The organism is Microbacterium sp. zg.Y909 (assembly GCF_024626565.1).
The window spans coordinates 1-11,694 of record NZ_JANJFJ010000122.1; the positions used below are offsets into that span (position 1 = coordinate 1).

At 73.0% G+C, this 11,694-nt stretch carries 9 protein-coding genes and 2 pseudogenes; 9 read left to right on the forward strand and 2 right to left on the reverse strand.

Features of this window, described 5'->3' with window-relative positions:
• Positions 1–465, reverse strand: a pseudogene (locus NQ160_RS10680) (ABC transporter ATP-binding protein); the annotation flags it as partial.
• A 57-nt stretch (positions 466–522) separates the two neighbouring features.
• Here NQ160_RS10680 and NQ160_RS10685 point away from each other — a divergent pair.
• Complete coding sequence (locus tag NQ160_RS10685; protein WP_257515225.1) at positions 523–1,194, forward strand: rhamnogalacturonan acetylesterase; 672 nt, start codon at positions 523–525, stop codon at positions 1,192–1,194.
• 6 nt (positions 1,195–1,200) lie between these two features.
• Here the strand turns inward: NQ160_RS10685 and NQ160_RS10690 are convergent, their stop codons facing one another.
• A complete protein-coding gene (locus NQ160_RS10690) occupies positions 1,201–2,244 on the reverse strand; it encodes a M24 family metallopeptidase (protein WP_257515226.1) in 1,044 nt (347 codons plus the stop codon).
• Positions 2,245–2,320: 76 nt separating this feature from the next.
• Here NQ160_RS10690 and NQ160_RS10695 point away from each other — a divergent pair, with 76 nt between their 5' ends.
• The 8 genes and pseudogenes from NQ160_RS10695 to NQ160_RS10730 form a co-directional block, all read left to right on the forward strand.
• Positions 2,321–3,322, forward strand: a complete 1,002-nt coding sequence (locus NQ160_RS10695; RefSeq protein WP_257515227.1) for a LacI family DNA-binding transcriptional regulator — start codon at positions 2,321–2,323, stop codon at positions 3,320–3,322.
• 99 nt (positions 3,323–3,421) lie between these two features.
• Positions 3,422–4,759, forward strand: a complete 1,338-nt coding sequence (locus NQ160_RS10700; RefSeq protein WP_257515228.1) for a Gfo/Idh/MocA family protein — start codon at positions 3,422–3,424, stop codon at positions 4,757–4,759.
• Positions 4,756–5,696: pseudogene (locus tag NQ160_RS10705) on the forward strand (NAD-dependent epimerase/dehydratase family protein). The gene NQ160_RS10700 and the pseudogene NQ160_RS10705 overlap by 4 nt, the downstream one beginning before the upstream one ends.
• Entirely contained in the window at positions 5,693–6,592 is a 900-nt protein-coding gene (locus tag NQ160_RS10710; protein ID WP_257515229.1) for a 5-dehydro-4-deoxyglucarate dehydratase, read from the forward strand. Before NQ160_RS10705 ends, NQ160_RS10710 begins: the two are co-directional and overlap by 4 nt.
• A gap of 52 nt (positions 6,593–6,644) precedes the next feature.
• Entirely contained in the window at positions 6,645–7,670 is a 1,026-nt protein-coding gene (locus NQ160_RS24870; protein WP_308211469.1) for a mandelate racemase/muconate lactonizing enzyme family protein, read from the forward strand.
• A 31-nt stretch (positions 7,671–7,701) separates the two neighbouring features.
• Positions 7,702–9,144 (forward strand): aldehyde dehydrogenase (NADP(+)), encoded by a 1,443-nt coding sequence (locus NQ160_RS10720; protein ID WP_257515230.1) that lies wholly within the window; start codon positions 7,702–7,704, stop codon positions 9,142–9,144.
• Between the two features lie 84 nt (positions 9,145–9,228).
• Positions 9,229–10,986, forward strand: a complete 1,758-nt coding sequence (locus tag NQ160_RS10725; RefSeq protein WP_257515231.1) for a glycoside hydrolase family 35 protein — start codon at positions 9,229–9,231, stop codon at positions 10,984–10,986.
• Positions 10,987–11,026: 40 nt separating this feature from the next.
• Positions 11,027–11,694, forward strand: a 668-nt coding sequence (locus tag NQ160_RS10730; protein ID WP_257515232.1) for an NAD-dependent epimerase/dehydratase family protein, incomplete at its 3' end; no start/stop codon positions are given.

An 11,694-nucleotide genomic window follows, 5' to 3' on the forward strand; every position in this document is an offset into this window, starting at 1 on the left:
CAGCGGATGGGTCACCTGCTGCAGCATCAGCTCGACGTTCTCGACGTCGCGCACCACCTTGGTCTGCACGATCGCGGCGCTCATGCGCGTGTGGTAGCCGATCGACAGGCTCTGCAGGCGCGCCGCGAGGGCGTTGCGCAGGTCCGCGCCGGTGTCGCGGACGACCGTCATGAAACTGCGCGTGTAGAGGATGTGGTTCGGGTAGTTCTGCAGCAGCAGCACCACCGCCAGCGCGAACCACCAGAGCACCGCGGTGACCTCGCCCCCGCCCGCGACGATGTCGATGATGGCGGCGGTGATGACCGGGAGAAACCACATCGGGATCTCTTTGACGGCGAACGCGCTCACCGCCAGCGCCATGCGCCCGGGTCGGCGCGCGAGCAGCCGCAGGACCGATCGGGCCGGATGAGCGCCGTCGATCAGGTCCAACGAGCTGGAAAGCGGTTTCCGTGGCACGATGTCCATCGTAGTGAGGGCACCTCGCCCGTGGCACGCCCTCGACGGATTCTCTCGGGAGACACCATGACCTATCACCTCGCCGGCGACTCGACCGTCGCCCCCATGAAGCGCGGGGAAGAGCCGATGGCGGGCTGGGGCGAGGCGCTGGGTGAGGCGCTCGGGCAGCCGGTGCGCAATCTCGCCTTCGGCGGTGCCACCACGGCGTCCTTCGTCGCGTCCGGCTCATGGGCGACGCTCCTGTCCGAGGTCGTCGCGGGTGACACGGTCGTCATCCAGTTCGGTCACAACGATCAGAAGGACCCGCAGCTCGCCGCCCGCGGCGGCTACGCCGACAGGCTGCGCGGATTCGTCGACGATGTGCGGGCGCGCGACGCCGTCACGGTGCTGTGCACGCCGTGCGAGCGCCGCTGGTTCGACGGGGAGCGGGTCACCCCGACCCACGGCGACTACCCCAACGCCGTACGCGATCTCGCCGCCGACCTCGAGGCGGCGCTCATCGACCTCACCGTCTTCACGACGTGGCTCTACGAGGATCTCGGGCCTGCGGCATCCACCCGCCTGCTGTCGCACTACGCCCCGGGCGAGGCCGTCGCTTGGCCCGAGGGGCTCGCGGACGACACGCACTTCCGCCTGGAGGGGGCACGGCGCATCGCCGCGTTCGTCGCCCGCTCGCTGCGCGCGATCGAGCGCCGGGACGGCGACGCGCCTGCCCGCGGGTCGCAGCTGGTCAGCTGATCTGGTTCAGGCGAAGGGCAGCGCCGCGGGACGCTGCCTTCCCGCATGCGTCACGCTCGGCCATCGCGGGTCGACGGTGAGCACCTCGACGCCGCTGTCGGTGACCAGCACCGTGTCCTCGACCTTCGCCCCCGGTGCACTCGGATTCCACGCGAACGCCTGGTCCACGGCGATCAGGTCCAGAGTCTGGGCCGTTGCCCGCGGGTCGCGGCCGGCGTAGCCGGTCGGCCCGCCCTGGTGGTGGCGGGTCCACTCCTCGGCGTCGAACCCGTGCGCACCGTAGGCCGCGCAGCCCCGGGCGAACGCGTGGGCCAGAACGGCGCCGGGCCGCGTGGCCGCGAAGAAGTCCTTCTCCACGGCGAGGATCCGCTCGTCATCCGGCCCGGCCGCCCCGACCCACCGCGTGACGTTCGCGATGAGGCCGTGCCGCCGACCGCAGACGACGAGCATCGCACGGTCGCCCAGGGGCGCGTCAGTCGGCAAGGGGTGACGGTGCGCGTGACGCGAGCGGCCCGCCACGAGGATCACCAGCGGGTCGATGCCTCGTCCGGCGAGCGCCGCAGCCAGCACCGACGCCGCACCGCGCTCGCTGCTCTCAGGGGTGAGCGTGGCCGCGGCATCCGTCATCGCCTCTGCGGTCTGGCGACCGAGCAGCCGATACCGGTCGCGCTCCCCCGGCAGCAGGGTCGCCCGCGCGGCGCGCAGCGACTGGGCGAGTGCGGCCTCGGCCGCGGCAGGACCGGCGGCCGCAGCCGCATCTGCGGGAGGCGTCTGCCACGGCACGCGCACGATGCGCGCCGCGTCGCTCGGGAGCAGCTCCTCTTCGGCCAGACGCTCGGCCTCGTTCGCCGCGACGAAGAGGTGGTCGCCGTCTGCGCCGACCCGCACCGCCAGCACCGGGGGGCCCGCCAGCGAGACGTGGGTGCGCACGCCGTCGAGGTACCAGGACACCGCCTCGTGCGAGGTGAGGACAAGCGCGTCGGCGCCGGCCTCGGAGCGCACCCGGGCGAGGCGCTGCTGCTTGACTCTTCGATCGGCGAGGGAAGGCATGCACGCCTCCGTTCTAGGGAAAACGATTTCTCGCCATAGTATGGTCTCGGGACACCAGATCGGAACGGAGCGCGTCATGCGCAGGACGACGAGCAAGGCCACCATCACCGACGTGGCGCGCCGAGCCGGGGTGTCCCTGTCGACGGTGTCGCGCGTCATGAACGGCAATGCCACGGTCGATGCCGGACTGGCCGAGCGCGTGCGCGCCGCCGCTGTCGAACTCGGCTACACCGCCAGCCCGCTCGCCAGGAGCCTGGTGCTCGGGCGCACCCAGACCATCGCCGTGGTCGTGCCCGACCTCGCCAACCCGACCTTCCAGGAGATCCTGCGGGGCCTCGGCCGGGCGGCCGCGGGCGACGGCTATCACGTGCTCATCGCCGACTCCGCCGAGCAGGTCGATGAGGAGCGGGTGCTCGCCGCCGAGACGCGACGGCGCACCGACGGCGTGGTGCTGTGCGCCCCGCGCATGCCCGATGACGAGCTGGGCGCCCTCCTTCCCGCTCTCTCCCCCGCCGTGGTGGTCAACCGGCCGCCGCAGGCCGGTGCCCCCGTGGTGGCCGCCGACTACCGCACCGCCTTCGCCGACCTCATCGACCACCTGTACGGGCTCGGCCATCGCCGGCTGGTCTATCTGGCCGGCCTCGCGCGCAGCGCCTCCAACGCCGCACGGCTCGCCGCTCTGGCCGATGCCCGCGCGGCCCACACCGACCTCGAGATCACCGAGGTGGCGTGCGGCGTCGACTTCGACAGCGGCGCGGCCGCCGCAGCGGCCGTTCGCCGCAGCGGTGCGACGGGCGTGCTCGCTTTCAACGACCTCGTCGCGATGGGCCTGCTGTCGGCCCTCGCCGACCGAGGTGTGCGGGTACCCGAGGACCTCTCCGTCGCCGGCTTCGACGACATCCCCTTCGCGCAGTACACGACTCCGCCGCTGACGACGGCGGCCGTGCCGGCGTCGGACCTCGGCGCCCGCGCCTGGCAGGCGATGCATGCGCTCCTCACCGGCGGCGACGCCGAGGCGGCGGTCTCGCTCATCCCGCGCCTCATCGTGCGCGCGAGCACCGGCCGCGTCCCCGCCTGAGCCCTCCGCCGGGAGATCCCGGGGCTTTTCCGGCACCCCGCCAATCCTCCGTGCTACGCTGAGAAAACGTTTCCTGACCAGCACACACGAGGGCGACCGATGACGAAGACCCGCTACGCGCTTCTGGGCGCCGGCCACCGCTCGCAGATGTACGTCGATGCGATCACGGGCGACTATGCCGACCGGGCCGACCTCGTCGCCGTCTGCGAGCCGAACCCGGTGCGCGCGGCCCACGCCGTCGAGCGGGCCGTGTCTCGGGGCGCCGCCGCCCCCACTGCGTGGGAGCCCGACCGCCTCGAGCAGATGATCGCCGCCGAGCGCATCGACCGGGTTGTCATCTGCGCCCGCGACGACCTGCACGCCGAGCTCATCGTGCGCTCCCTCGACGCCGGAGCCGACGTCGTGGTGGAAAAGCCCCTCACGATCGATGCCGCCAGCGCCGCCGCGATCGAGGATGCCGTCGCGCGCACCGGGCGCTCCGTGGTGCTGACCTTCAACTATCGGTACTCGCCCCGCAACAGCGCGCTGCGCCAGGTCATCCAGGACGGCCTCATCGGCGAGGTCACCTCGATCGACTTCTCGTGGATGCTCGACACCAAGCACGGCGCGGACTACTTCCGCCGCTGGCACCGCGAGAAGGAGCACTCCGGCGGCCTGCTCGTGCACAAATCCAGCCACCACTTCGACCTCGTCAACTGGTGGATCCGGCAGCAGCCGCGCCGCGTCTACGCCTCGGGCGGGCTGCGGTTCTACGGCGCCGACAACGCCGCCCGCCGCGGACTGGGCGATCGACCCGACCGCGGCACGCACGGGGGCGACCACGACCCGTTCGAGCTCGACCTGCGCGACGACCCGCGTCTGCAGGCGCTGTACCTCGACGCCGAGCACCACGACGGCTACCTGCGCGACCGCGACGTCTTCGGCCCCGGCATCACGATCGAGGACAACCTCGCCCTGGTTGTCGACTACTCCGGCGGCGCGACGCTGTCGTACTCCCTCAACGCGCACGCGCCTTGGGAGGGCTACCGAGTGGCCGTCAACGGCACCCTCGGCCGCGCCGAGCTCGAGGTCGTCGAACGCGGCGCCGTGCTCGTGGACGAGGGCCTTCACCCCGTCATCGATCCGAGCGCGGTGGATGCCGCAGGCTCGGCATCCCTGCGCCCCCAGGGGGAGCGCCTGCTGGTGCAGCGCCACTGGGAAGAGGCCGTCGAGGTGCCGATCGAGAACGCCGCAGGTGGGCACGGCGGCGGCGACGCGCTGCTGCTGTCGGACGTCTTCGTCGGCCCCGGTGACGATCCGCTGTCCCGGCCCGCGGACTGGACAGACGGCCTGCGCTCGATCGCCGTCGGGATCGCCGGCAACCGCTCGCTCGAGACCGGCCTGCCGGTGCGGATCGGCGAACTCGGCATCGCCCTGCTCGGACAGCCGACCCGATGAGCCGCATCGTCGTCACCGGCGGCGCGGGCCGTCTCGGCCGCAGCCTTGCCGCGGGCTTGGCCACGGCCGGGCACGACGTGCTGTCGCTGGACCGCGACACCTCCCCCGAGCTCGCCCGCGCCGGCGTCGACCAGGTGTCGATCGACCTGTGCGACGCGCAGGCCACCCGTGACGCCCTCGAAGCCGCCCGCAGCGACGCGGTCGTGCACCTCGCCGCCATCGCCGTGCCCTTCAGCGCTCCGGAAGACGTGATCCTGCGCACCAACGCCGCCCTCGCCGTCTCGGTGCTCGGCGGCGCGGTGGCCGCAGGCGTGGGCAAGGTGGTCGCGGCATCCAGCCCGACGTGCTCGGCTACAACGCACCCACGGGGTGGGTGCCCGACCGGTTTCCGCTGGACGAACAGACCCCGCCCCGCCCGTGGAACGCGTACGCGCTGTCGAAGCTCGTCATCGAGCAGACGGTCGGCATGCTGCGCCGGCAGACGGGTGACGCCGTGCGGTTCGCCTCGTTCCGGCCCTGCTACGTGCTGACGCCCGAGGAGTGGGCCGGCGCCCCGACACAGCAGGGGCACACGGTGCGCGAGCGCCTGGACGATCCCGCGCTGTCGGCGCCGGCACTGTTCAACTACGTCGACGCGCGCGACGTCGCCCGCTTCACCGACACGCTGCTGGCCGCCCTCCCCGACATCCCCAACGGCGAGACCTTCTTCGTCGGCGCCGACGACGCCCTCGCCCGGGAGCCCCTCGCCATGCTCATCCCGCGGTTCCACCCCGGCACCGACGACGTCGCCGCCGAGCTCACCGGCACCGCGCCGGCCTTCTCCAGCGCGAAGGCGCTGCGGCTGCTGGGCTGGGCTCCGCAGCACCGCTGGCGGGACGAACTCGCCCGCACCGACGCCTGCGACCCCCTCACCACCCGAAAGGACGTGCCCGCATGAACTTCGACGGCATCCTCTTCTTCCCCGTCACCCCGTTCGACACCGCGGGGCGGGTGGACACCGACCTGCTGGCCACGCACGTCGCCACCGGGCTCTCCCACGCCCCCGGCGGCATCTTCCCCGCCTGCGGCACGGGCGAATTCCACGCCCTCAGCGCCGCCGAGGCCACCACGGTGACCCGCACGGCCGTGGCGACCGTCGCCGGCGCCGTGCCGGTCGTCGCGGGGGCGGGAGGCCCGCTCGGGCACGCACTGGAGGTGGCCCGCGGTGCGGCCGACGCCGGAGCCGACGCACTGCTGGTGCTGCCGCCCTACCTCGTCGGCGGGCCGCAGGCCGGGCTCGTGGCCTACGTCGAGGCGATTGCCGCGGCATCCGACCTGCCGGTCATCGTCTACCACCGCGGCAACGCGCAGTTCACCCCCGCGTCGGTGCGTCGCCTGCTCGAGAACCCGAAGGTCATGGGCTTCAAGGACGGCGTCGGCGACATCGGCACCGCCCAGCTGATCGTGCGCGCAGTGGCGCAATCGGGCCGCGACGACGTCGCGCTGTTCAACGGTCTGCTCACCGCCGAGCTCACCCAGGGCGCCTACCGCGGCATCGGCATGCCGCTGTATTCGTCGGCGGCGTTCGCGATGATCCCCGAGGTGGCGGGCGCCCACTACCGCGCCTACGTCGACGGCGACGAGGCCCAGCGCCTCGCCCTCGTCGACGGCTTCTACGCGCCCCTCGTGGCCCTGCGCGACGAGACCCCCGGCTTCGGGGTGTCGCTCATCAAGGCGGGGCTGCGCCTCGGGGGGCTGCCCGTCGGCGGCGTCCGGCCCCCTCTCGTCGACCCGACACCCGAGCAGGAGGCGCGGCTGGCCGACATCCTCGACGCCGGTCGCGCCCTCCTGTGACCACGATCGCCTCGCTCGACGCGCGCCTGGTGCGCGTGCCGCTGCGGCGCCCGTGGGGAGCCGACGTCACCAGCGTCGGCGTCGTAGCGACCCACCTCGTGCGCTCGGACGGCGCCGAGGGCTGGGGATTCTCCTGGACGCCGCAGATCGGCGCCGAGGCGGTGCTGGCGCTGCTGCAGCACGACGGGCTGCGATCGGCCGCTCGGCCGATCGCGGCGAGGCGTGGCTGGGCTTATGGGAGCACCTGCACGAGGCGGGCGGCGGCGGACTCACGACCATCGCCCTGGCCGGCCTCGACCTGGCCGTCTGGGATGCCGCGGCGCGCGCGGCCGGCGGCACGGTCTCGGACCTCCTCGGCCGGCATCGCCAGACGGCGCGCGTGTACGGCAGCGGCGTCAACCTGCACTACGCGCTGCCCGAGCTCGTCGCGCAGGCCGAGCGGTGGGTCGCGGCAGGGTTCGACGCGGTCAAGGTCAAGGTCGGCAAGCCCGACGCGGCCGAAGACCTCGAGCGCCTGCGCGCCGTGCGCGAGGTCATCGGACCCGGCCGCGCGCTCATGATCGACGCCAACCAGCGCTGGGACCTCGACCGCGCGACGCGGGTGCTCGATGTGCTGGCCGACGTGCAGCCGGCGTGGATCGAGGAGCCGCTGCGCGCCGACGATCTCGCCGGGCACGCCGAACTCGCCCGGCGGCTGGGCGCCTCGTCGCGACTGCCGATCGCCGTGGGTGAGAACCTGCACACCGCCCACCGATTCGCGGACTACCTGCGCGCGGACGCCGCGCAGATCGTGCAGCCCAACGTCGTGCGCGTGGGCGGCATCACCCCGTTCCTGCGCATCGCCGCCGTCGCCGCCGACCACGGCGCGGCGCTGCATCCCCACCTGCTGCCGGAGCTCTCCGGCCAGCTCGCCCTGTGCCTCCCGCCCGTCGACGGCGTGCCGGCGCCGCTGGTCGAAGACGTCGAAGACGCCGGCTTCGGCGCGCTCGGTGCCCTCGTCGACCCCTCACCCGTCGCCATCGCCGACGGACAGCTCACCGAGACACCGCACGCGGGCCTGGGCCTGCGCTTCGCGTGACATCCTCGTTCCCGCCACGAAAGGAACTCCCATGACCACCACCGCCGAGCAGCTCGAGACCATCGCGGCCGCCGCCGCAGCGGCCGCCCCGGTGTGGCGCGCCGCGCCCGCCGCCGACCGGGCGGCGTGGCTGCGTGCCATCGCCGACGCGCTGGAGGCGGCATCGGACGAGGTCGTCGAGATCGCCGACCGCGAGACGCGCCTGGGCGCCGGGCGCCTGCGCGGCGAGGTCGGCCGCACCACCGGGCAGCTGCGGCTTTTCGCCACGGTCGTCGAGGAGGGCTCGTACCTCGAGCTCACGGTCGACGACGCGGATGCCGCCGCCACCCCGCCGCGGCCACAGCTGCGCCGCATGCTCACCGGCGTCGGCCCGGTGGCGGTCTTCTCGGCCTCGAACTTCCCCTTCGCCTTCTCGGTGCTCGGCGGCGACACCGCCTCTGCCCTCGCCGCCGGCAACCCCGTGATCGTCAAGGCCCACTCCGGGCACCCCGAACTGTCGCGCCGCACCGCCGAGATCGCCGCCGCGGCGCTCGAGGCCGCAGGCGCCCCTGCGGGATCGCTCGCGCTCGTCGAAGGGCGCGAGGCCGGCAACGCACTGGTGCGGCATCCGGTCATCCAGGCCGCAGGATTCACCGGCTCGCTCTCGGGCGGCCGGGCACTGTTCGACCTCGCCGCTTCGCGCCCCGATCCCATCCCCTTCTACGGGGAGCTCGGCAGCATCAACCCCGTCGTCATCACTCCCGCGGCGGCCGCCGCACGGGGCGCGCAGCTGGCCGGGGGCCTCGCCGCGTCGTTCACGCTCGGCGTCGGCCAGTTCTGCACCAAGCCCGGCGTCGTCTTCGTGCCCCGCGATGCCGGCTTCGAAGAGGCGGTCGCCGCCGCCGTCACGGGGATCGCGGGCGGACCGCTGCTGACCGACCGCATCACCGAGGCGTTCCCCGCCGGGGTCGACGCCCTCACGGCCGACCCGTCGGTCATCGTCGTCGCCCACGGCGCCGAGACGGCCGAGGGGGCGCGACCGGTCGTGCTCGCGACCGACGCCGCCGCCGTCGCCGAACGCGCGGAGACCCTCCTCGAGGAGTGCTTCGGCCCCGTGACGCTGCTCATCCGCTACGACGGCGACGAGGATCTGCACCGGGCGCTCCGCGCCGTGCAGGGGTGCCTGACCGCGACGCTCCACGCCGAGGACACTGACGACGTCGCCGAGACCCTGGCGCTGCTGCAGGACCGCGCCGGTCGCGTGCTCTTCGCCGGGTGGCCCACGGGCGTCGCCGTCACGTGGTCGCAGCACCACGGCGGTCCGTGGCCGGCGACGACGTCGCTGCACACCTCGGTGGGAGCGACGGCGATCCGCCGATTCCTGCGGCCCATCGTCTTCCAGGACGCCCCGCCGCGCCTCCTCCCCCCGGTGCTGCGCGACGAGGTCCTCGCGACGCTGCCGCACCGCCGGAACGGCGTGCTGACGGTGCCGTAGCCGATCGGCGACGTTGTGCACGCCCCCACGCGTCCGCCCGACATCCCCTCCGCTGGAAAACGCTTGCCGGGTACGCTTGGGGGCATGACTTCGCGCTTTCAGATCGGCGAGACCGACTTCCTGCTCGACGGCGAGCCCCACCGCATCATCTCGGGCGCCCTGCACTACTTCCGGGTGCACCCCGACCTCTGGCGCGACCGGCTGCGCAAAGCCCGGCTGATGGGCCTCAACACCATCGAGACCTACGTCGCGTGGAACGCGCACGAACCGGTGCAGGGCCAGTGGGATGCCGCGGGCGGCCTCGACCTCGGCCGGTTCCTCGACCTCGTCGCCGAGGAGGGCATGCACGCCATCGTGCGCCCTGGGCCCTACATCTGCGCCGAGTGGCACAACGGCGGCCTGCCGACGTGGCTGACCGCCGACGCCGACATGAAGCTGCGCAGCTCCGACCCGCGCTACCTCGAGGCCGTGACGAGCTTCCTCGACCGCATCAACGCGATCGTCGCGCCCCGGCAGATCGACCGGGGCGGCAGCGTGATCCTGGTGCAGATCGAGAACGAGTACGGCGCGTACGGCGCCGACAAGGCGTACCTGGCCGAGCTCATCCGCGTCACGCGCGCGGCCGGCATCACGGTGCCCCTCACCCAGGTCGACCAGCCCATCGCGCACATGCTCGAGGGCGGCGCACACGAGGGCCTGCACAAGACCGGGTCGTTCGGTTCCCGTATCTCGGAGCGCCTGGCGACCCTGCGCGAGCACCAGCCGACCGGACCGCTCATGTGCATGGAATTCTGGTGCGGCTGGTTCGACCACTGGGGCGAGAAGCACCACACCACGACCTTCGCCGACGCCGCCCGCGACCTCGACGAGCTGCTGGCGGCCGGCGCATCGGTGAACATCTACATGGTGCACGGCGGCACGAACTTCGCCCTCACCAACGGGGCGAACGACTCCGGCCGCTACCTGCCGATGGTCACGAGCTACGACTACGACTCCCCGATCAGCGAGTCCGGTGACATCACCGAGAAGTTCCGCGCCTTCCGCGAGGTGATCGCGAAGCACGCCCCGGTGCCCGACGAGCCGCTGCCCGAGCCCGTCGACGCGCCCGTGCTGCAGGTCGCGCTGCAGTCGGTCGGCGACCCGCTGCCGCTCGTGGCCTCCGACCGCGGGCAGTTCGAGGCTCCGCCGACGCTCGACGCGCTCGGCTCCGACCTCGTGCTCGCCGAGTACACCGCCGCCGTCGACACCGACCGCACCCGCGTGCTCGACGCCGACGTGCGCGACTACGCCTGGGTGGCGCTCGATGACCGTCCCGTCGGCATCCTGCAGCGCACGGTGGGCGACCTGGCCATGCCGCTTCCCGCCGGCCGCGAGCTGCGGCTGCTCGTCGAAGAGACCGGCCGCGTCAACTACGACACCAAGATCGGCGAGCCCAAGGGTCTCGTCGGCGACGTGCGGCTCGACGGGGACCCGATCCCCGGCCCCTGGCACGTGCGCACGTTCGACGTCCCGGCCCTCTGTCGGGCGGTGGCGGATGCCGCGCCCGGCCTGCCCGTCACCGGCGGCCGAGCCGCGGGGCCGGTGGGCCTGCGCGCCACGTTCGAGCTCGCGGCATCCGCGGATCTCTTCCTCGACACCGCCGGCTGGGGCAAGGGCTACGCGTGGGTCAACGGGTTCTTCCTGGGCCGCTACTGGCGCCGCGGTCCGCAGCGCACGCTCTATGTGCCCGGCCCCGTCACCCGGCAAGGCACGAACGAGATCGTCGTGGTCGAGCTCGAGGCGATGACGGATGCCACCGCACGCTTCGTCGCACGCCCGGATCTCGGCCACGAGGTCGAGTAGCCCTGCTTTCCGGCGCCCCGGTATCGGGCAGGATGGAAGCATGTCCTGGCTTGTCACCGGCGGCGCCGGCTACATCGGTGCCCACATCGTCCGCGCGCTCGGCGCTGCGGGGCTCAGCCCCGTCGTGATCGACGACCTCTCCAGCGGCCACGCGTCGTTCGTGCCCGAGGGGGTGCCCTTCGTGCAGGGAACCATCCTGGACCGCGCGCTCGTGGAGCAGACCCTGCGCGAGCACGACGTCGAGGGCGTCATCCACGTGGCCGGCTTCAAGTACGCCGGGGTGTCGGTGAAGCGCCCGCTGCACACTTACGAGCAGAACGTCGAGGGCACCCGCGTGGTGCTGCAGGCGATGGCGGATGCCGGTGTCGACAAGCTCGTCTTCTCGTCGTCGGCCGCCGTCTACGGCACCCCCGACGTCGAGCTCGTGACCGAGGACCTCCCCAAGCGCCCGGCGTCGCCCTACGGCGAGTCGAAGCTGATCGGCGAGTGGCTGATCCGCGACCAGGCCGTCGCGACCGCCGAGGACGAGCGGCCGCTGCGGCACACCTCGCTGCGCTACTTCAACGTCGTCGGCTCCGGCGACCTCGCCGTGTACGACACCAGCCCGCACAACCTGTTCCCGCTGGTGTTCGAGGCGCTCATCGAGGGCCGCACCCCGCGCATCAACGGCGACGACTACGCCACCCCCGACGGCACCAACGTGCGCGA

Excerpts from the sequence above, each read along its gene's own strand:
- NQ160_RS10725 (WP_257515231.1), top strand. The coding sequence starts at position 9,229 with ATGACTTCGCGCTTTCAGATCGGCGAGACCGACTTCCTGCTCGACGGC.
- NQ160_RS10685 (WP_257515225.1), top strand. The coding sequence starts at position 523 with ATGACCTATCACCTCGCCGGCGACTCGACCGTCGCCCCCATGAAGCGC.
- NQ160_RS10695 (WP_257515227.1), top strand. The coding sequence starts at position 2,321 with ATGCGCAGGACGACGAGCAAGGCCACCATCACCGACGTGGCGCGCCGA.
- NQ160_RS10690 (WP_257515226.1), bottom strand. The coding sequence starts at position 2,244 with ATGCCTTCCCTCGCCGATCGAAGAGTCAAGCAGCAGCGCCTCGCCCGG.
- NQ160_RS10720 (WP_257515230.1), top strand. The coding sequence starts at position 7,702 with ATGACCACCACCGCCGAGCAGCTCGAGACCATCGCGGCCGCCGCCGCA.
- NQ160_RS10700 (WP_257515228.1), top strand. The coding sequence starts at position 3,422 with ATGACGAAGACCCGCTACGCGCTTCTGGGCGCCGGCCACCGCTCGCAG.
- NQ160_RS10710 (WP_257515229.1), top strand. The coding sequence starts at position 5,693 with ATGAACTTCGACGGCATCCTCTTCTTCCCCGTCACCCCGTTCGACACC.